This window comes from Reyranella sp. GW821-FHT14A01 (assembly GCF_058803965.1).
Genome location: NZ_JBXAPM010000009.1, coordinates 282684 through 302615 on the forward strand (window position 1 = coordinate 282684; position 19932 = coordinate 302615).

General features: G+C 66.8%; 21 protein-coding genes. 14 read left to right on the forward strand and 7 right to left on the reverse strand.

Annotated elements, in window-relative coordinates:
- Positions 1-300 carry an outer membrane protein assembly factor BamE domain-containing protein gene (gene bamE, locus AC1ROX_RS17960; protein WP_493127565.1) on the reverse strand — a complete coding sequence of 100 codons (300 nt, stop codon included), beginning with the start codon at positions 298-300 and terminating at the stop codon, positions 1-3.
- A 199-nt stretch (positions 301-499) separates the two neighbouring features.
- On the opposite strand from bamE, the gene AC1ROX_RS17965 reads away from it, so the two are divergent.
- From AC1ROX_RS17965 to AC1ROX_RS17980, 4 genes are read left to right on the forward strand one after another with little or no spacing between them, the layout of a single operon-like run.
- Entirely contained in the window at positions 500-1615 is a 1116-nt protein-coding gene (locus AC1ROX_RS17965; RefSeq protein WP_493127567.1) for a pyridoxal phosphate-dependent aminotransferase, read from the forward strand.
- A gap of 7 nt (positions 1616-1622) precedes the next feature.
- A complete protein-coding gene (locus tag AC1ROX_RS17970; RefSeq protein ID WP_493127569.1) occupies positions 1623-2396 on the forward strand; it encodes an ABC transporter ATP-binding protein in 774 nt (257 codons plus the stop codon).
- Entirely contained in the window at positions 2393-3190 is a 798-nt protein-coding gene (locus AC1ROX_RS17975; RefSeq protein ID WP_493127571.1) for an ABC transporter permease, read from the forward strand. The genes AC1ROX_RS17970 and AC1ROX_RS17975 overlap by 4 nt, the downstream gene beginning before the upstream one ends.
- Positions 3191-3216: 26 nt before the next feature.
- The gene (locus AC1ROX_RS17980) at positions 3217-3612 is read left to right on the forward strand and encodes a hypothetical protein (RefSeq protein WP_493127572.1); all 396 of its coding nucleotides are present in this window, start codon (positions 3217-3219) and stop codon (positions 3610-3612) included.
- Between the two features lie 99 nt (positions 3613-3711).
- Here AC1ROX_RS17980 and mepA read toward each other — a convergent pair whose 3' ends face one another.
- Positions 3712-4578, reverse strand: a complete 867-nt coding sequence (mepA, locus tag AC1ROX_RS17985; protein ID WP_493127574.1) for a penicillin-insensitive murein endopeptidase — start codon at positions 4576-4578, stop codon at positions 3712-3714.
- Between mepA and AC1ROX_RS17990 the strand changes: the two genes are divergently transcribed.
- From AC1ROX_RS17990 to AC1ROX_RS18000, 3 genes are read left to right on the forward strand one after another with little or no spacing between them, the layout of a single operon-like run.
- Complete coding sequence (locus AC1ROX_RS17990) at positions 4577-5377, forward strand: enoyl-CoA hydratase/isomerase family protein (RefSeq protein WP_493127576.1); 801 nt, start codon at positions 4577-4579, stop codon at positions 5375-5377. The genes mepA and AC1ROX_RS17990 overlap by 2 nt on opposite strands.
- Positions 5378-5379: 2 nt before the next feature.
- Complete coding sequence (locus AC1ROX_RS17995) at positions 5380-6216, forward strand: TauD/TfdA dioxygenase family protein (protein ID WP_493127578.1); 837 nt, start codon at positions 5380-5382, stop codon at positions 6214-6216.
- 13 nt (positions 6217-6229) lie between these two features.
- The gene (locus tag AC1ROX_RS18000; protein ID WP_493127580.1) at positions 6230-7540 is read left to right on the forward strand and encodes a hemolysin family protein; all 1311 of its coding nucleotides are present in this window, start codon (positions 6230-6232) and stop codon (positions 7538-7540) included.
- 91 nt (positions 7541-7631) lie between these two features.
- Here the strand turns inward: AC1ROX_RS18000 and AC1ROX_RS18005 are convergent, their stop codons facing one another.
- From AC1ROX_RS18005 to AC1ROX_RS18015, 3 genes are read right to left on the reverse strand one after another with little or no spacing between them, the layout of a single operon-like run.
- On the reverse strand, positions 7632-10070 hold the full coding sequence (locus tag AC1ROX_RS18005) for a penicillin acylase family protein (RefSeq protein ID WP_493127583.1): 2439 nt from the start codon (positions 10068-10070) through the stop codon (positions 7632-7634).
- Between the two features lie 4 nt (positions 10071-10074).
- The gene (locus tag AC1ROX_RS18010; RefSeq protein ID WP_493127585.1) at positions 10075-11232 is read right to left on the reverse strand and encodes a CaiB/BaiF CoA transferase family protein; all 1158 of its coding nucleotides are present in this window, start codon (positions 11230-11232) and stop codon (positions 10075-10077) included.
- A 9-nt stretch (positions 11233-11241) separates the two neighbouring features.
- Positions 11242-12075, reverse strand: coding sequence for a DMT family transporter (locus tag AC1ROX_RS18015; protein WP_493127587.1), 834 nt, complete (start codon positions 12073-12075; stop codon positions 11242-11244).
- A 71-nt stretch (positions 12076-12146) separates the two neighbouring features.
- On the opposite strand from AC1ROX_RS18015, the gene AC1ROX_RS18020 reads away from it, so the two are divergent.
- Genes AC1ROX_RS18020 through AC1ROX_RS18030 form a run of 3 tightly spaced genes read left to right on the forward strand, consistent with a single transcriptional unit; the run spans position 12147 to position 14276 of the window.
- Positions 12147-13157 (forward strand): YheT family hydrolase, encoded by a 1011-nt coding sequence (locus AC1ROX_RS18020; protein ID WP_493127589.1) that lies wholly within the window; start codon positions 12147-12149, stop codon positions 13155-13157.
- Positions 13154-14131: a YheT family hydrolase gene (locus tag AC1ROX_RS18025; RefSeq protein ID WP_493127591.1), complete on the forward strand. Its 978-nt coding sequence runs from the start codon at positions 13154-13156 to the stop codon at positions 14129-14131. Before AC1ROX_RS18020 ends, AC1ROX_RS18025 begins: the two co-directional genes overlap by 4 nt.
- Positions 14124-14276, forward strand: a complete 153-nt coding sequence (locus AC1ROX_RS18030) for a hypothetical protein (protein WP_493127593.1) — start codon at positions 14124-14126, stop codon at positions 14274-14276. The genes AC1ROX_RS18025 and AC1ROX_RS18030 overlap by 8 nt, the downstream gene beginning before the upstream one ends.
- Here AC1ROX_RS18030 and AC1ROX_RS18035 read toward each other — a convergent pair.
- Both AC1ROX_RS18035 and hemB read right to left on the reverse strand, forming a co-directional pair.
- On the reverse strand, positions 14273-14761 hold the full coding sequence (locus AC1ROX_RS18035; RefSeq protein ID WP_493127595.1) for an NUDIX hydrolase: 489 nt from the start codon (positions 14759-14761) through the stop codon (positions 14273-14275). The two genes, AC1ROX_RS18030 and AC1ROX_RS18035, sit on opposite strands and share 4 nt — an antisense overlap.
- A complete protein-coding gene (gene hemB / locus AC1ROX_RS18040; protein WP_493127597.1) occupies positions 14758-15768 on the reverse strand; it encodes a porphobilinogen synthase in 1011 nt (336 codons plus the stop codon). The genes AC1ROX_RS18035 and hemB overlap by 4 nt, the downstream gene beginning before the upstream one ends.
- Before the next feature lie 106 nt (positions 15769-15874).
- Here hemB and AC1ROX_RS18045 point away from each other — a divergent pair, with 106 nt between their 5' ends.
- The 4 genes from AC1ROX_RS18045 (at position 15875) to mmsB (ending at position 19930) form a co-directional block, all read left to right on the forward strand.
- Entirely contained in the window at positions 15875-16702 is an 828-nt protein-coding gene (locus AC1ROX_RS18045) for a class I SAM-dependent methyltransferase (protein WP_493127599.1), read from the forward strand.
- A gap of 15 nt (positions 16703-16717) precedes the next feature.
- Positions 16718-17857: an isobutyryl-CoA dehydrogenase gene (locus AC1ROX_RS18050; protein ID WP_493127601.1), complete on the forward strand. Its 1140-nt coding sequence runs from the start codon at positions 16718-16720 to the stop codon at positions 17855-17857.
- Between the two features lie 95 nt (positions 17858-17952).
- Complete coding sequence (locus AC1ROX_RS18055) at positions 17953-19020, forward strand: enoyl-CoA hydratase/isomerase family protein (protein WP_493127603.1); 1068 nt, start codon at positions 17953-17955, stop codon at positions 19018-19020.
- Positions 18983-19930, forward strand: a complete 948-nt coding sequence (gene mmsB, locus AC1ROX_RS18060) for a 3-hydroxyisobutyrate dehydrogenase (protein ID WP_493127665.1) — start codon at positions 18983-18985, stop codon at positions 19928-19930. Before AC1ROX_RS18055 ends, mmsB begins: the two co-directional genes overlap by 38 nt.
- Positions 19931-19932 lie beyond the last annotated feature (2 nt).

Genomic DNA, 19932 nt, shown 5'->3' on the forward strand with positions numbered 1-19932 from the left:
CTATCGCGCTGTCATCTCAGCCGATCCCGGCTGGTCTGCCCGGCCGTAGGTCTCGACCCGGCCGTCGGTGAAGCAGACATAGTAGCGGTCCGACATGGACCATGGGGTACGGCTCCAGAAGTCCTTGAGTACCGTGTAGTAGGCGCAATCCTTGCCCGGCGAATGGGTCGAGCCGTCGGGCGGGCCCAAGAGCACACGAACCTGCTCACGATCCATCCCGGCCTGCAGGCGCTCTACATTGTCGCCGTGCACGCAGCCGGCGACCAGAAGGCACGAAAGCAGGCATGCGGGGTACTTCACGGCTTTCTCCTTTCAGCGATTAGTCTGGCTGGGCCTCACCGCCAACAATTGTCGGGCAGGTGGGCGTCTGGCGCAATTCCGAACGATGCGCTACGTCCGTTTGATGCAAGACCAGAACAGATTTATTGCGCCGGGTCATATTGCGTCGCTGAGCGGCGCCACGGCCGGCATGCCGGAAACCCCCATTTCCGAAGTGGCGATGACCGTGTTCGGGGATCCCGACGTCGTGCCGCTCTGGTTCGGCGAGAGCGACCTCGTGACTCCCGACTTCGTGCGCGACGCGGCCGCCAAGGGCCTGCAGGCCGGCGACACTTTCTATACGTGGCAGCGCGGAATCCCGGAGCTGCGCAGCGCCCTGTCGGCCTATACCGAGCGGCTTTATCGGATCAAGTGCCCGGTCGAGCGTCTTACCGTGACGACGGGCGGCATGCAGGCGATCCTGCTGACGTGCCAGTTGCTGCTCGATCCCGGCGACAACATCGTGATCGTCTCACCGATCTGGCCGAACATCACCTCGGCCACCAAGCTGGTGGGCGGTGTGCCGAAATACGTGTCGCTCGATCGCACGCCGACCGGCGGCTGGAAGCTCGACCTGCAGAAGATCTTCGATGCCGTCGACGACCGCACGCGCGCGATCTTCGTCAACTCGCCGGGCAATCCGACGGGCTGGACGATGACCTCCGAGGAGCAGGCGGCGCTCCTCGACTTCGCGAAGAAGCGCGGCCTCTGGATCATGGCCGACGAGGTCTATGCCCGCCTGATCTACACCAAGCGGCCCGACGGCCGTCAGGTGGCGCCGTCCTTCCTCGAGCTGGCCGGACCGGACGATCCGGTGATCGTGCTCAACAGCTTTTCCAAGCCGTGGGCCATGACCGGCTGGCGCCTGGGTTGGCTCACCCACCCGGCGGCGCTGGGCGACCAGTTCGCCAAGCTGGTGCAGATCAACACATCGGGCGTTCCCGCCTTCCTGCAGAAGGGCGCGGTCGCCGCGCTGGAGAAGGGCGACGACTTCGTCCACCAGATGGTCGAGCGCTGCCGCTCCGGCGGCGAGCTGGTGTTCCAGCGGCTCTCGGCGCTGCCGAAGGTGAAGATCGCGCGGCCGGATGCGGCCTTCTACGCCTTCTTCTCGGTCGAGGGCGTCGAGGACACGCTAGCCTTCTGCAAGACGATGGCGAAGCAGTACAAGGTGGGCCTCGCGCCTGGCGAGGCGTTCGGGCCGGGCGGGCAGGGCAATGTGCGCCTGTGCTTCGCGTCCAGCGCGGAACGGCTCAGCAAGGGCCTCGATCGCATCGAAGCGGCGGTCAAGGCATTGTGATGCCGGCATGTCCGCAGCTCCCTCCATCGTGGTCCAGCACCTGCGCAAGGTGTATGGCGAGATCGTCGCCGTAGACGATCTGAGCTTCTCGGCACCGCGTGGCGCGGTGCTGGGACTGCTGGGCGGCAATGGCGCGGGCAAGACCACGACCATCGCCATGCTGCTCGGCCTGCTCGAACCGACGGGCGGCAGCATCGAGATCCTGGGCATCGACATGCTGCGGCGGCGCTATGCGGCGCTGCCACGCATGAACTTCTCCTCGCCCTATGTCGACCTGCCGCACCGCCTGACGGTGCGCCAGAACCTGCAGTTCTACGGCCGGCTCTATGGCGTCAAGGACCTGCGCCATCGCATCGAGGAGATCGCCGAGCACATGCAGGTCGCGGCCTTCCTCGACCGGCCGGCCGGCAAGCTGTCGGCCGGCCAGAAGACGCGCGTGGCGCTGGCCAAGGCGCTGATCAACAAGCCCGACGTGCTGCTGCTCGACGAGCCGACGGCCTCGCTCGATCCCGACACCGCCGACTGGGTGCGCGGCTATCTCGAAACCTACCAGCACGAAACCCATGCCACGATCCTGCTGGCCTCGCACAACATGGCCGAGGTCGAGCGGCTGTGCGACGACGTGATCCTGCTGCAGGCCGGCAGGGTCTTCGAACGCGGCAGCCCGCGCGAGCTGCTCGAACGGTTCGGCCGCGAGGACATGGAGGAGGTGTTCCTCGACATGGCGCGCGGCCGTGGCCGCGGTCTCGACGCGCTGAAGCGGGAAGGGGATGCGCCATGAGCGGCTCGCTTCAGCGCATCTACGCGCTCGTGCTGCGCCACATCTATCTCTGGCGCAGCTCGGTGATGCGCCTGGTGGATTCGATCTACTGGCCGGCCGTGCAGATGGTGATGTGGGGCTTCATGACCCAATACCTGCTGCCGCAGGCCTCGTTTGTCGCGCAGGCGGCGGGCGTGCTGCTGTCGGGACTGCTGCTGTGGGAGGTCGTGGTCCGCGGCAACCTCTCGCTGTCGATCGCCTTCCTGGAGGAGATCTGGTCGCGCAATCTCGGCCATCTGTTCGTAAGCCCGATCCGATCCTGGGAGCTGGCGACCGGCATCATCATCGCCGCACTCTTGCGCACCTTGCTGGGCATGATCCCGGTGTCGCTGCTGGCCTGGGCGTTCTTCGGCTACTCGATCTACACGCTCGGCCTGCCGCTGCTGGCCTTCTTCGTGATCCTGCAGATGTTCTCCTGGTCGATCGGGCTCGCCATGTCGGGCCTGGTGATGCGGGTCGGGCAGAGCGCCGAGAGCTTCGCCTGGGCGGCCGTCTTCGTCCTGATGCCGGTGAGCGGCGTCTACTATCCCATATCGGTGCTGCCGCACTGGCTGCAGGTCATCGCCTGGGGCCTGCCGCCGGCCTATATCTTCGAGGGCATGCGCGCCATCATGGCGGAGAAGACCGTCCATTGGGACATGCTGGCCATCGCCTTCGGCCTGTCGGCCGTCTATCTCGTGATCGGCTTCCAGGTGTTCCAGTGGTTCTTCCGCTCCTCGCGCCGGGCCGGTTCACTCCTCGGCCAAGGTGAGTAGAATAGGGCCGTTTCCGGAGGTGAGTGATGCTCAAGCACGTGATGATTCCCGCTCTTCTTTCGCTCGCCGCCGCAGCGTGTTCGGACGTGGACAAGATGGCTAATCAGCCGCTGACGCCGCCGAAGCCGGTGCCGGCCTGGTCCAGCGTCTACACGGTTCCTTACGATTCGATGGTGGCCTGCCTCGCGGCCCCGGCGGCCAGCGGCTTCGTCGTGAACATCGAGCCGGGTTCGGCGCCCGGCACGACGACGGTCCTGTACGTGCCGCAGAGCGCGCCGCAGGCGGAATCGCGCTACGTCGTGAAGCGGGTGCCGGACGGCACGATCCAGGTCGACTGGATCCGCATCGGCACGATCGGCGGCCTCGACTGGCTGGACGTGCAGGCCCGCCAGCGCGCCAACCGCTGTGGCGGGATCAGCTAGCTGGAGTGCTGTCCCAGGGACCACAAACGAAATAAACGAAATATACGAAACGACCGGGCCCACCCGCCAAAACAGGCTCGAACCTGGAGCCAGACGGCTCTAGGGGGCGTTGAGCACGGCGGTGCAGGCCGCCGGCAGTTTCGGCCGGTAGGGCTTGGGCGGTGTGGCCGGTGCCACGATCGGCGCCTTGCGAAACCACGAGTCGAGCGCCTCGCCGCAACCGTCGTCATGCGCATAGTCGGCCTGCGGCTGGCACTGCGGGTTGCCGGTCGGGCAGTAGAGGCGAATATGGAAATGCTCGTCGTGCCCGTACCAGGGCACGAGCTTGCGCAGCCAGGAGCGGTCGCCGCCGGTCGTCTGGCAGAGGCGCTGCTTGATCCACTTGTTCACGAAAATGCGGTCGAGGTTCGGCATCTGCGCGGCCGTCCGCAGCAGGAACACATGCTGCTCGTTGAAGACCGAATCGTCGATGCCGCTGTCGTTCGGGAGAACCAGCGAGCGCAGGCGCGGGTTTTCGCGGTCGGCCGGCGCGCGGCGTGGCCCGGGCTGGCGTTCGAACCAGATGTCGGCATCGAGGCCGACCTGGTGGCTGGCATGGCCGGACGGGGCAGGGCCGCCGCGCGGCTGGCCGATGTCGCCGATGTAGAGATGCGCCTGACCGGCCGCGCGCATCTTCTCCGCCAGTGTCTTGATGAACTCGATGGTGACCGGCTGGCCCCAGTAGCGGTTGCGGCTGACGCGGATGGCCTCGTAGCCGGGGCCCTCCAGCGGCAGCGCCTGCGCGCCCTGCAGGCAACCGGCGGTGTAGAAGCCGATCGATTGCGTGGGACCGGGCGCCGGCGTCGTGACGGTGGCCCAGTCGTTGGCCCGCGCCGCACCGGTCAGGGCAAGGAAAACCGCGAGCAGCGGAACCGCGAAACGCATCATCTTGTTGGCACGATAGTCGCTCGCTAAGACTTTGCCCATGGCCGACTACGAGTTCCTCGCGATCGCACGGCAGGGTGCCGTCACCTCACTGACATTGAACAGGCCGCAGCGGCGCAACGCGCTGACGCACCGCATGATGCTCGAACTGGAGGACGCGTTCGTCGCCGTCGGCAGGGACGCCGATTGCCGCGTGCTGGTGCTGCGCGGGGCAGGCGGTCATTTCTGCGCCGGCGGCGATCTCGACACCATGGCCGACTTGCCGCCGCTGCCGGCCAATGGCGTCGATCCGCTGCTGCCCGTCTACCGCCAGTTCGGCAACGCGCTGCAGGCGCTGGAGGGGCTGCCGCAGGCCACCATCGCGGTAGTCGAAGGCTCGGTGGTCGGCGCCGGCTTCGGCATGGCCTGTTGCTCCGACGCCGTGATCCTGCATGACAGTGCCCGCTTCGGGATTCCCGAACCCAGGGTCGGTTTCATCCCCTCGCAGATCATTCCGTTCCTGGTGCGGCGTCTGGGCGAGGGGCCGGTGCGCGACCTGGCCGTGACCGGGCGGGTGATCGACGCCGTCGAGGCCCACCGGCTAGGCGTCGGCCGTTACTTCTGCGCGTCAGATGCCGATGTCGAGACGACTCTTCGGAGTCTGTTGGATGATATTCTGAAGATGGAGCCCAAGGCTCTGGCCGTGGCGAAGCGGCTCGTGCTCTCCTGCGCCACCAGGGATGATCGCGCCATACTCGACGAGGCGGCGGCCAGCCTCGTCGGGCTGCTGCGACAGCCGGAAGCAGCGGAGGGGATCAGGCATTTCATGGCGAAGACCACGCCCTCCTGGGCCAAGAGGTAGACATGCGAAACTATCGCCACATCGAGGTGAGGCCGATCGCGGGCGCACTGGGCGCCGAGATCCACGGCGTGGACATGGCGCAGGATCTGGAAGCCGATGTCGTGGCCGAGATGCGCCAGGCCCTGCTCGACCATCTCGTGATCTTCCTGCGCGACCAGACGGTGACGCCGCTGCAGCAGCTTGCCTTCGCGCGGAAGTTCGGCGAGCCGATCGAGTATCCGCAGCTCAAGGGCCTGCCGGAATCGCAGATGATCACGCCGGTGGTGAAGCTCGAGCACGAGCGCAATAATTTCGGCGGCATCTGGCACTCCGACACGACCTACCTGCCGGTGCCGCCGATGGGCAGCATGCTGCTGGCGCGCGAGGTGCCGCCGTTCGGCGGCGACACGATGTTCGCCAACCAGTATCTCGCCTACGAGGCGCTGTCCGACGGATTGAAGGCGACGCTCGACGGGCTGGTCGGTGTCAGCTCCTCGGCCAAGGCGGACGTGACCAAGACCCGCGAGGACCGCATGAAGGCGGCAGGCGCAGAGCTCAAGGTCCTGACGGCCGAGCATCCGATCGTGCGGACCCACCCCGAGACCGGGCGCAAGGCGCTCTATACGTCCGATGCCCACACCGCCCATATCAAGGGCTGGACCGAGAAGGAGAGCCTGCCGCTGCTGCGCTTCCTGTGGGAGCACCAGACGCGGCCCGAGTTCACCTGCCGCTTCCGCTGGGAGGCCGGCTCGCTCGCCTTCTGGGACAATCGCTGCGCGATGCACAATCCGATCAACGATTATCACGGCCACCGGCGCATCATGCACCGCATCACGCTGGCCGGCGACACGCCGCGATAACGGGGAGAATGGAATGTCCGATTGGGGTGGCCTTCTGGCTGTATTGGTGCTGGTCGCCGCCAACGGCTTCTTCGTCGCGGCCGAATTCTCGCTGGTGGCCGTGCGTCGCAGCCGCGTGATGGAGCTGGCTGCCTCGGGCCGGATGAACGCCGCGGCGCTGGCGCGCGCGCTCGACCATCTCGATTCCAACCTTGCCGCCACGCAGCTCGGCATCACCATCTCGTCGCTGGCGTTGGGCTGGATCGGCGAGCCGGCGATCGGGCACCTGATCGAGAAGCCGCTGGAAGAGATCTGGGGCACCACCGCCGGCATCAGCGCCTATGCGATCGCCGTCGGCATCTCCTTCGTCATCATCACCTCGCTGCACATTGTGCTGGGTGAACTCGCGCCCAAGAGCCTGGCGTTGCAGCGCACCGAAAGCACGGCGCTGTGGGTCATCCGGCCGCTCAGCCTGTTCCGCTGGCTGCTCAAGCCGGCGATCCTCGTGCTGAACGGGATGGGCAACCTCGTACTGAGGCTAGTCGGCCTGAAGCCGGGGGCCGGCGAGGAATCGCTGCATTCGCCGGGCGAGCTGAAGCTGCTGGTCGAGGCCAGCCAGGAGGCGGGACTCCTGCAGGAAGCGCAGGAAGAGGTCGTCGTCCGCGCGCTCGACATCGGCAACCGCCGCATCGGCGAGATCATGACGCCGCGCACCGAGATCCACTGGATCGACATGAACGACGAGCACGATGAATGCGTGCGCTGGATTCTGGAGAGCCCGTACGAGCAGATGCTGCTGGCGCACGGCAGCATCGACAACCTGCTGGGCGCGATCTCCAAGTCGGAGCTGCTGAACCAGATGCTGCGCGGCGGCGCGCTCGATCCGCGCGCGGCGGTCGCGACGCCGCTGATGGTCCATGAGGGCATGCCCATCTTCAAGGTGCTGGAGCAGTTCAAGAAGGCGCCGGTGCGGCTCGCCGTGGTGGTCGACGAATATGGCGGCATCGAAGGCATCGTCACGCAAACCGACCTGCTGGAGGCGCTGGCCGGCGACCTGCCGGAAGGGCCGGGCGAGCATCCCGATGTCGTCGTGCGCGAGGACGGCTCGCTGTTGCTCGACGGCATGGCGCCGGTCCATGCGACCCTGGACCGGCTGGAGATCAACAAGCTGCCGGTCAACACCAAGTTCCACACGGTCGCGGGCTTCGCATTGGCCGAACTCGGCCGCCTGCCGGTCGCCGGCGAGCAATTCACCTACCAGGGCTGGACCTTCGAGATCGTCGACATGGACGGCCGCCGCATCGACAAGCTGCTGGCGCGCCGGACGTCGACGCTCGAGGCCTGACGTCTCAATGGAGCGCGCCACTCCAGTGGCGCTCATGCCTTTCTAATCAACGAAGCTTGAGCGCCACTGGAGTGGCGCGCTCCAATGAACGTCAGCGCGACGACGGCGGTGACAGCGTGATCGTGCCGATGGCGCTGCGGGCCGTCTCGGCGCGCGTGCCGCCGATGTTGATGTAGGCGAGCTTCTGCCAGCGGTCGACGAAGTTGCGCGCCCAGGGCGAGAGCATGTTGCCCGACTGGCCGAGCGGCGTGGCAAAGCGGCTGTTCTCGAGATCGCTGAAATCGTAGATGCCGCGATAGCCGGCGCCGTGCACCGCATCGAACGGCCGGTTGCCGCGGAACGAGGGCGCGGCGCGGTTCAGCGTCTGATTGCCGCCGTCCGCCGGGTAACGCACCGAGGCAATGTCGCGCAGCAGCGGCACGCCGTCGAACAGCGGATGGCGATGCACCGCGAAATGTTCGCGACCCCACTGCCACTTGGCCATGTCGGGACCCTGGCGGCGCGCGATCCAGTCGAGCGCCCGGTCGAGCGCCAGGGCGATGGCCGTCTCGCAGGTCTCGGTCTGCTTGGTGCCGCCATCGTCGCACCAGCCCGGCTTGTCGCGCAGGACGCGGACCATCAGGGGCACATCGGGCACGGCGATCGAATTGTAGAGGTCCTCGCCCAGCTCGTCGGCCAGCAGGCCGCGCTGCAGCTCGGCGATCCAGGCATCGTAGATGAGCGGCTCCGGCCGGCTCGCCAGCATGAACATGTTCCAGCGGCTGAGCAGCTCGCGCGCCTGGGCGGCGCGGGCATTGCGCGGCGCGCCCTTCAGCAGGTAGGGCAGCATCTCGGCGGCATCGAGCGTCAGGTTGTCGGCCTGCATGACGATCATGCCGTAGACGGGATGGCGCTCGACCTCGCCCAGGAGCTGGGCGGCGCGGCGCTGGCGGTAGGGCTCGGCCCAGTCCTTGCTGATGAAGTGGCGATAATCGTCGGGCACCAGCCGGCCGTTGGCGTTGACGATCAGCCCGCCCACCGGATTGTAGACGCGCGGCAGTTCGTCGAACGGTACGAAGCCCGCCCAGTCATATTCCGAGGTCCAGCCCGGCACCGGCATCGAGCCGTCGCCCTTGCGCCGGATCGGCACGCGCGCCGGCGAGATCAGGCCGATATTCCCCGACGTGTCGGCATAGACCATGTTCTGCATCGGCGAGACGATGCGACGCGCGGCGGCCAGGAACTCTTCCCAGTTCTGCGCCGAGCCGACACGGCCGAAGCCTTCCACCGACGTATCCGAGCCGTCGAGCGCGGTCGCCTGCAGGGCCAGCACGTGCCCCTGCGGCGTGAGGTTCTCGCCGCGGCGGACGAAGTCGTCGATCACCGGCCCGTGCCGCGTCTCGCGCACGCGCATCGTGATCGGATCGCCCCAGGCGACGTTGATGGTCTCGTCGCGCACCGCGAAGGGGCGGGCGCCGTCGGGGGTGATGTAGCGGTTGGGATCGGTCGGATCGACCCTCTCGACGAAGACGTCCTGGCTGTCGAGGTTGGTGGTCGTGAAGCCCCAGCCGACGGTGCCGTTGTGGCCCAGCACGACCGCAGGAGAGCCAGGTGACGTGGCGCCGCGAATGTCGAAGCCAGGGCCGACCAGGCGGGCGAGGTACCAGACGCCGGGGAAGGAGAAGCCGAGATGCGGGTCGTTGGCGAGCAGCGGCCGGCCCGAGACCGCATGGGCGCCGGACAGGACCCATTCGTTCGACGCCATGCGCTTGCGCGTGACCTCGTTGTCGGTGCCGCGGAAGATGCGGTCGAGATCGATGTCCTTCACGGCGGCGAGGACCATCGACAGGGTCGAGTCCTTGCTGTCGCCGGCCGGCTCGATCAGGAACTTGACGCCGTCCTCGCCGATCTTCTGCGAGAGGCGCAGGCGCAGCAGCTCGGCGCGCCAGTTGCCGTCGAGGCCGAGCGCCATGAGCTTGGCCCAGACCAGCGAATCCGCCGGCCGCCACGGCTCCGGGCGGTAGCGGCCGCCGGACAGGAGCTTGATCAGCGTCAGTTCCAGCCCGTACTGCTGGTCGTCGTCGGAGATCCAGGCATTGACGCCGGCGGCGTAGGCGTCGAGACGCGCGCGCATGGCGGGCGACAGCGCATTCACGCTCTCCGAGGCGCGGCGATAGACGCCGAGGCCGCGCATGGTGCGGTCGCTGTCGACCAGGCCGCTGCCGACGAGCCTCGGCGGCACCAGTTCCGCCAGCCGTCCCTGGCCGACGCGGCGCATCAACTCCATCTGCCAGAAGCGGTCCTGGGCGTGGACATAGCCCAGCGCGAAGGAGGCATCTTCGATCGAGCCCGCGATGATGTGCGGTACCGCATTCTTGTCGCGCAGGATTTCGACCGGGGCCTTGAGGCCCGCGGCTTCGAGATTGCCGCTGTAGCTCGGCAGCGCCCCGCGCACATGGAAGTAGGTGCCGGCCAGGAAGACCGCGAGCGCCAGCGCCGTGCCGACCAGGACCTTGCCCAGGAAGGCCGCGACGCGAAGCAACAGCCTCACCGGATCAACCGCCGAGGTAGGAGAGGATCGCGTCGCGGTCGCTGTCGAGGTCGGGCGCGGCAGGGCGCGTCGTCGGGTCGGCGAAGGCCGACATCTTGAGCGGGTTGCCCGCCAGCTTCAGCGTGCCGCCGCTGCCGTCCGGCACGTCGACCAGCATGTTGCGCGCGGCGACCTGCGGATGCTGGATGGCCTGCGCGATGTTGTTGATCGGGCCGCAGGGCACGCCGCCCTTGGACACGACGGCGATCCAGTGATCGGTCGTGTTGGTCTTCAGGACGGACTCGATCTCGTCCTTCAGTTTCTTCTGGCTCTTCTGGCGCAGCGCATTCGACTTGTAGGCGGGATCGGTCGCCATGTCGGAGCGGCCGAGCGCCTCGCACATCTTGATGAACAGGCTGTCGTTGCCCGCGGCGATGATCATCGAGCCGTCGGACGTGGCGAAGGCCTCGAAGGGCGTGATGGTCGGATGGCGCGCGCCGAGCGGGCCGGGGATTTCCTTCTCGACCGTGTAGCGCATGATGGCGTTCTCGAGCAGCGCGAGCTGGCAGTCGAACATCGCGATGTCGACCTTGGTCGATTCGCCGGTCTTGAGGCGATGGACGATCGCGGCGTTGACGGCGACGGCCGTGTAGAGGCCCGCGCCGATGTCGCCGATCGACATGCCGACCCGGCTGGGCGGCTGACCCTCGTTGCCGGTGATGCTCATGATGCCGCCCTGGCCCTGCATGACCATGTCGTAGGCGGGATCCTTGGAGTTCGGGCCGGTATGGCCGAAGCCCGACGCCGAGGCGTAGATCAGCTGCGGATATTTGGCGTGCAGCGTCTCCCAGCCGTAGCCCAGCTTCTCCATCGTGCCGGGGCGGAAGTTCTCGACCACCACGTCGGCCTTCTCGAGCAGCTTCTCGAAGATCTTGCGGTCGCCGTCGGCCTTGAGGTCGAGCGCGATGCTCTCCTTGCCGCGGTTGACCGACGCGAAATAGGTCGACTTGCCGTTCACGAAGGGACCGTAGGCGCGGGCATCGTCGCCGCCCTTGGGCGGCTCGACCTTGATCACCCGGGCGCCCATTTCGGCCATCAGAAGGGTGCAGTAGGGGCCCGCCAGGATGCGGGAGAGATCGATCACGAGAATGCCCGACAGCGGGCCCTTGGTATTCTGGGTCATCTCCGGTTCTTAGCCAGTGGATCGCCGTGAATCCAGCCACACATTGGCCGCCGCCGCCGAGAGGACGATGACGCCGCCAAACAAGGTGAGATCGTCCGGCTTTTCGCCATCGAACAGCCACACCCAGATCGGACCCAGCACCAGTTCGAGCAGGCCGAGCAGCGAGGCCTGGGCCGCCGGAATGCGCTTCAGGCTCGCCATGTAGAGGAGCAATCCGACCGCGAGCTGGCCGGGGCTGAGTGCAAACAGCCACGGAAGCTGCGACCAAGTGACGTTCTCTGGATGTGCGAAGGGCAGTGCCACGAGCCCTGAAATGAGGCCGGCCAGCCAGATCGAGGGCGTCATGCCGATGTCACGGCGGTGGCGGACCACGACATAATTGCCGCTCATGCACAGGACCACGATCAGGGCGACGGCCATGCCGGCGAGCGCGCCGGGCTGCAGGGAACCGGCCACGCTGATCGCAAGACCGACGACGGCGGCCAACATGGCGAGGATCGTGTGACCATGCAGGGGCTCGCCCAGGAAGAGGCGGGCGGCCAGGGCCGTGATGAACGGCGTCGCGCCGAACATGATCAGCACATTGGCGACCGGAGCGAGGCCCAGCGCCAGGATGAAGCTCACGAAACTTCCGGCGAGCAGAAAGGCACTCAGGAGAAGGGCCGGGCCGCCATTGCGCACGTCGATCAGGACCTGCCGGCGCTGCCAAATCAGGAGCGGCAGCATCGTTCCGACCAGCAGGGCCGAGCGCCAGAACGACACATCCCATGCGGGAAGGTCGATCCGCCGCACAATGACGCCTGCCGTGCTGAAAGTGACGGCGGCGGCGACGGCGAACAGCACCCCGAGCAGCGGGGAACTTGGCGGGGCATTGGACGTTTTCATCGAAACGAAAGTGTGAATACGGACCGACCGTGCCCCCGTCCATCGATTCCCTCGATTTGCCACCCTTCAAGCCGCGCTTTCCGTGGTGGGGGCCGGACCTGCAGACCATCGCGATCCTGCTGACGGGTGCCCGTGCGTCGGATCTGGCGCCGCATACCAGCGAGCGCATGGCCTTTCCGATGGCCGATCGAACCGGCGATATCCTGCTCGGCATGCTCGATCGGCCGGCTGAACCCAAAGCAGGTAGGCCGCTTGTCCTTCTGATCCACGGCCTGACGGGCAGCGAAGACAGCCCGTACATGCTCAAGGCGGCGCGCGATCTGCTCGACAGCGGCTATTGCGTCTTGCGTCTCAACACGCGGGGCTCGGGTCCGTCGCGCCCTTATTGCCGCGAGCACTACCATCTCGGTCGCACCGCCGATTTCCGTCGCGTGCTCTCGCAACTGCCGGAAGACCTGACCGAAAACGGCGTGGTTGCCGTCGGCTATTCGCTGGGCGGCGCGATGCTGCTGAAATACCTGGGGGAGGAGGGTTCGTTCTCGCCGCTGCTCGGCGCCGCCACGATCTGCGCGCCGATCGACCTCATTCGCACAGCCAAGCACATGTCGCGCACGCGCAACTGGCTTTATCAGGCCTACCTGCTGAACGATATGAAGGCCGAAGCGCTGGCGCCGGGCGCGCTCACCTCGCCGGAAGAGCGCGAGATCATCAAGGCGGCGCGCAGCGTGAAGGAATACGACGACCGGTTCATCTCGCCGCGCTACGGGTTCCGCGGCGCCGAGGATTACTACGAGCTCTGCTCGCCGCTGACCTTCATGCCCGAGATCCGCGTGCCGACGATGGTCATCGCCTCCTGCGACGATCCCTGGATCCCCGTCGAGTACTACCGGGAAGTCGACTGGGCGGCCAATCCATCGCTCGTCCCGCTGATGCCGCCGGCGGGCGGGCATATCGGTTTCCATGCCCATGACAGTACGCGGCCCTGGTGCGATCTCGCGGTGGAGAAATTCATCGACCGGCTTGCTACCATCGAGGCGTGACCCTCGATCTCCCGCTCTTCCGTCCGCGCTTTCCCTGGTGGGGCGCCGATCTCCAGACCGTCGCAAACTACCTGCGTCCGCCGCGTCGCGACCTCGCACCCCATACATCGGAACGCCTGACCATCGATCTGCGTGACGGCACGGGCGACCGGCTCGCCTGCACGCTGGATCATCCGGCGGAGGCTCGTGCGGGTAAACCGCTGACGATTCTGATCCACGGTCTCACCGGCTCGCAGGAGAGCTTCTACATCCACAGCATGTCCCGCTGCCTGCTCGATGCCGGACAGCGCGTGCTCCGGCTCAATCTGCGTGGCGCCGGCCCCTCGCGCGCGACCTGCCGCGGGCAATATTATGCCGGCCGCAGCCAGGATTTCCGGGCCTTGCTGGCGAACCTGCCGGACGAACTGACGCGTGAGGGCGTGCAAGCGGTTGGGTATTCGCTGGGCGGCGCCATGCTGCTCAAGTATCTCGGCGAGGAGGGCGAGGCCGCCCCCGTGCGGGCAGCAGCGACGGTCTGCGCTCCCATCGACCTGTCCGCGACCTGTCGCCGGATGCTGGAGCGTCGCAACGCCCTCTATCACCGGCACATCCTCGGCCTGATGAAAGCCGAAGCGACCGCGACGGGTGCGGAACTCACCGCGGTCGAGCGGTCGGCCATCCTGGGATCGCGCTCGATCTGGGAATACGACGAGGTGTTCATCGCGCCCCGCCATGATTTTGCCGGCGCGGAGGATTACTATGAGCGCTGCAAACCCGTTCGCTTCATGGGCGAGATCCGTGTCCCGACCCTGGTGCTGGGCGCGCTGGACGATCCGTGGATTCCCGGCGCGCTCTATACAAGCTACGATTGGAACGCCAACAAGACGCTGACGCCGCTATTGCCGACACGAGGCGGCCATGTCGGCTTCCATGGCGCAGGCAGCCGGTATCCCTGGAGCGACGAGGCCGTCATGAGGTTCTTCGAACATGGGTGAGGCCGAACCAATCGCGATGATCGTCGGCGTGGCCTGTTCCCTGGTCGCGCTCGTCCTGGCCTGGCGCGCCTATCGCGGCGCAGCGGAAGAACAGGAACGGCGCAAGCGGGAGCGCGAGGAGAAGGAGCGCGGCGACCGTCGTTAGCTGAGAGCCAGCGGCTCGGCCGGCGGCCCGTCGCGCAGGAGAGCGGACAGGTGAGCGCGCAGGTCGAACGGCTCGAAGCGGTCGGGCGAGGCGGCGATCTCGTCGACGCTCCACCAGCGATGGCCCCGCGTCCAGCTCCGTTCCTTCTCGTCGAGGCCCGACGTGTCGATCTCGGTGCGGTCGGTGCGCGCCAGGAAGAAGCGCTCCTTGTGCAGTACGTCCTTGCCGCGCCAGCTCATGCGGCGTTCGCGCTTCCACACCCAGCGCGGCGTGTCGATCACCGGCAGCTTGGTTTCCTCGCCGGCCTCGCGCACGGCGGCCTGGGCGTAATCCTCGCCCGGATCGACCATGCCGCCGATCATCACCCAGAAGGGATCGAAGAACGGCTTGGCCGGATCGAACACCTCGGGATCGTGGACATTGAAGAGGAAGAGGCGATCCTGCGGGTCGAGCAGGATGAGACGGGCGGACGGACGCTCTATCATTTGGATTTCAGCAGCCTCGCCGCATCTACAGCGCCATAGGTCAGGATGCCGTCGCAGCCGGCGCGCTTGAAGCCGGTCAGCGTCTCGATCAGCACCTTGTTCCAGTCGAGCCAGCCGCGATCGGCGGCGCCCCGCAGCATCGCGTACTCGCCGCTCACCTGGTAGGCATAGGTCGGCACGCCGAACGTGTCCTTCACCCGACGCACGATGTCGAGATAGGGAAGGCCAGGCTTCACCATGACCATGTCGGCGCCTTCCTCGATGTCGAAGCCCACCTCACGGAGCGCCTCGTCGGAGTTGGCGTAGTCCATCTGGTAGGTCTTCTTGTCGCCCTTCAACGCGCCCGAACTGCCGATGGCGTCGCGGAACGGGTTGTAGAAGGCCGACGCGTACTTGGCGGCGTACGACATGATCTGCTCATGCAGATAGCCCTTGGCGTCGAGCGCGGCGCGGATGGCGCCGATGCGGCCGTCCATCATGTCCGATGGCGCCTGGATGTCGGCGCCGGCCTCGGTCTGGACGATCGCCTGCTTGACCAATGCCTCGACCGATTCGTCGTTCAGGATGCGGCCGTCGCGTACGATGCCGTCATGGCCGTCGCTGTTGAACGGGTCGAGCGCCACGTCGCAGACGATGCCGATATCCGGGACGGCCTTCTTCACCGCGGTGATGGCGCGGCAGACGAGATTGCCCGGGTTGTAGGCCTCGCGCGCGTCGGGCGTCTTGGCCCTGGGATCGGTCTCCGGGAAGATCGCGATGGCGGGAATGCCGAGGTCGCGGGCCTCCTTCGCGGCCTCTGCGAAGAGGTCGATCGAGAGGCGGTCGACGCCCGGCATGGAGGCGACCGGGGTGCGGGCGTTCTGCCCTTCCTGGACGAAGACCGGCCAGATCAGGTCGTCGACGGAGAGCTTGTTTTCGGCGACGAGGCGGCGGGACCATTCCTCGCCGCGATTGCGGCGCAGGCGGGTCGTCGGATAGCGGCCGAGGGTCGTGAAACGGGCGGACATGGGCCGCCTTATGGCGCGAACCGTGCAAGGCCGCAATGCGGCTCCTTTGCCTCAGGAAAAGGCTGGGTGCGTGCTATCCAGACGCTCCCAAACAGGAGCCCTGCCCATGGCCGCTTCCTCGTCTTCCGGTCCCGTCGAAAGCCACTATGCCTCGCGTTCGCTGGTCGACACCGTGCTGGCCGCGGTCGATGCCGCGGGCCTGCCAACCGGTCCGCTCAAGACGAGCGATCTGGCGCCGCTCGACCAGTTCCATGTCCGGGGCCTCCCGGCCACGAAGGAACTGGCCGCGATGGCCGGTATCGATGCCGGTACGCGCGTGCTCAATGTCGGTTCGGGCATCGGCGGCCCGTCGCGCTATCTGGCCGAGTCGTTCGGCTGCGAGGTCGTCGGGGTCGATCTCACGGAAGAATATTGTCGAGTCGCGGAGGCGCTGGCGGTGCGGACCGGTCTTTCCGGCAAGGTGACATACAAGGCAGCGAATGCCCTGAACCTGCCGATCCAGGGGGCGAGCTTCGACGTGGTCTGGACGCAGCATGTCGCGATGAACATCGCCGACCGGCCACGTCTCTACAGCGAGATGCATCGCGTGCTGAAACCGGGCGGCCGGCTGGCGCTCTACGACGCCATCGCGATCGACGGGCAGGAGCCGATCTATCCGGTGCCCTGGACGCGCGATCCGTCGACCAGCTTCCTCCTGAACGCGGAGGCCACCCGCGCGGTGCTCGAAAAGAGCGGCTTCACCATCCGCGCCTGGCGCGACGTCTCCGAGGAAGCGAAGCAATGGTTCGCGGCGCAGAAACCGCCGGCGCAGCCGCCGAAGCTCGGCATCCACCTGCTGCTCGGTCCGGATTTCAGGACGATGGCCGCCAACTTCGGGCGCAACGTCACCGAGGGACGGGTCGGCTTGCTGATGGCTGTGGCCGAGAAGACTTGATACGGTCTCGTCCGCATGGATTTCACGCTTTCAGAAGACCAGCAGGCTTTCCGCGACACCGCCCGGCAGTTCGCGACCGATCGCATGTTGCCGAACGCCGCGCGCTGGGACGCCGAGAAGATTTTCCCCGAAGAGGTGCTGCGCGAAGCAGCCGCCCTCGGGTTCGGCGGCATCTATGTGCGCGACGATGTCGGCGGCAGCGGCCTCAGCCGTTTCGACGCCGCCCTGATCATGGAAGAGCTGTCGGCGGCCTGTCCCAGCACGGCGGCCTACATCTCGATCCACAACATGGCCGCGTGGATGATCGACGCCTTCGGCGACGACGAGCAGCGCCGGCGCTTCCTGCCGAAGCTCTGCTCGATGGAGCATTTCGCAAGCTACTGCCTAACCGAGCCGGGCGCCGGCTCCGACGCGGCGGCGCTGGCGACGCGCGCCGAGCTGCAGGGCGACCACTACGTGCTCAATGGCAGCAAGGCCTTCATCTCGGGCGGCGGGCGCAGCGACATCTATGTCGTGATGCTGCGCACCGGCGGAGCGGGGGCGAGCGGCGTCTCGACCCTTGTGGTCGAGGCGGGAACGCCCGGCCTGTCGTTCGGCAAGCAGGAGAACAAGCTCGGCTGGAACAGCCAGCCGACGGCCTCGGTGATCTTCGAGAACTGCAAGGTGCCGGTCGCCAACCGGCTGGGGCCGGAGGGCCACGGCTTCAAGATCGCGATGATGGGACTCGACGGCGGGCGCATCAACATCGGTGCCTGCTCGCTGGGCGGCGCGCGCGCCTGCCTGGAGACGGCGTCGCGCTACGTCGTGGAGCGCAAGCAGTTCGGCAAGCCGCTGGCCGACTTCCAGGCGACGCAGTTCAAGCTGGCCGACATGGCGACCGAGCTCGACGCGGCGCGGCTGCTGATCTGGCGCGCGGCATCCTTGCTGGACGCAAAGTCTCCCGAGGCGACGCAGGCTGCCGCCATGGGCAAGCGTTTCGCCACCGACGCGGGCTTCCGCGTGGTCAACGAGGCGCTGCAATTGCATGGCGGATACGGCTACTTGAAGGACTTCCCGCTGGAGCGCTATCTCCGCGACCTGCGCGTGCACCAGATCCTCGAAGGCACCAACGAGATCATGCGCGTGATCATCTCACGAAGGCTCTTGATGAGCTGATGTAATGCGTGTCATCCCGAGCGTAGCGAGGGATCCTTACTGCAGGCGAAGGATCCCTCGCTACGCTCGGGATGACACGGGAACTGGAGCTGGAATTGTCCGAAGCTGAAATTCTGTTCGATGTGAAGGACGGACTGGGCGTCATGACGCTCAACCGGCCGAAGGTCCTCAACTCCCTGTCGCACGGCATCATCCTCGAGATGGAACGGGTCATGCCGGAGTGGGAGAAGGATCCTTCCATCAAGGCGGTGGTCCTGCGCGGCGCGGGCGACCGGGCCTTCTCCGCCGGCGGTGACGTGGCGGGCCTCTATCGCGAGATGCGCGACAATCCCGCGGGCACCTTGCGGCGTGACTTCTTCCGCGACGAGTACATCGTCAACCGTCGCATCTACCGCTACGCCAAGCCGTGGATCTCGCTGATCGACGGCATCAACATGGGCGGCGGCGTCGGCCTGTCGGCACACGGCTCGCACTCGGTGGTGACGGAGAAGTATCTCTTCGCCATGCCCGAGACGACCATTGGTCTCTTCCCCGATGTCGGCGGCGGCTATTTCCTGACGCGCCTGCCGGGCGCCCTGGGCACCTTCCTGGCGCTCACCAGCTATCGCCTCAAGGCGGCGGACGCGGTCTGGGCCGGCATCGCGAACGCCTTCGTGCCGAGCGCCAAGATCAACGACCTGCAGGCAGCGCTCGGCGCGGCTGACCTCTCCGGCCCGCGCGCCAATGAGAAGGTCGATGCCGTGATCGCCCGCTTCCAGGAGGATGCCGGCGACCAGACGCTGCCGGGGCTGATGCCGGAGATCGACCGCTGCTTCTCGGCCGAGACGCTGCAGGAGATCGTGGCCAAGCTGAAGAAGTCGAACAGCGAGTTCGCCCAGAAGCAGCTCGCGGCCCTGATGAAGCTCTCGCCGCTGTCGATGGTGATCACGCTGGCGCAGCTCAAGGCCTGCGCCAACAAGTCGTTCGAAGACACGATGACGATCGAATACCGCATGTCGCAGCGCTGCATGCAGAAGGGCCACGACTTCTTCGAGGGCGTGCGCGCGCTGCTGATCGACAAGGACCAGAAGCCGCAATGGAACCCGCCCACGATCGAGGGCGTGACGGCGGCGATGGTCGAGGAGCATTTCAGGCCGGTGTCGAACGACCTGTTCTTCGACTGAGGCGGCAGCAAACCAAACGGAGGAAGCCATGGCGAAAATCGCCTTCATCGGTCTCGGCAACATGGGCGGCCCGATGGCCGCCAATCTCGCAAAGGCGCAGCATCACGTGACGGCGTTCGACCTGTCGGACGCCGCCGTGAGTGCGGCGGTCGAGAAGGGGGCGCACAAGGCGGCCTCTGCCGCCGAGGCGGTGAAGGACGCGGAGATCGTCGTCACCATGCTACCCGCCGGCAAGCATGTGCGCGAGGTCTACGAGAAGGACGTGCTGCCGAACGCCGCCAAGGGCACGCTGTTGATCGACTGCTCGACCATCGATGTGGAAAGCGCGCGTCATGTAGCGGCGCTCGCGGAGAAGGCCGGTCTCGACATGGTCGACGCGCCGGTTTCCGGTGGCGTCGGCGGCGCCACCGCGGGCACGCTCACCTTCATGGTGGGCGGCAGCGAGGCGTCGTTCGCCAAGGCGAAGCCGATCCTGGAGAAGATGGGCAAGAACATCGTCCTCGCCGGTGCGAGCGGCGGCGGCCAGGCCGCCAAGATCTGCAACAACATGATCCTCGGCATCTCGATGATCGCCGTCAGCGAGGCCTTCATGCTGGCCAAGCGCCTGGGCCTCGACGCGCAGAAGCTGTTCGACGTGGCCTCGACCGCGTCGGGCCAGTGCTGGTCGCTGACGAACTATTGCCCGGTGCCCGGCCCGGTGCCGGCCTCGCCTGCCAACCGCGACTACCAGGCGGGCTTCACGGCGGCGATGATGTTGAAGGACCTGATGCTGGCCCAGCAGGCGGCCAGCGCGGCCGGCGCCAGCACGCCGCTCGGCGCCGAAGCCGCGCAGCTCTTCAGCCTGTTCGTCAATTCAGGCAACGGCGCCAAGGATTTCTCCGGCATCATCAAGATGCTCGACGGCAAGTGAGG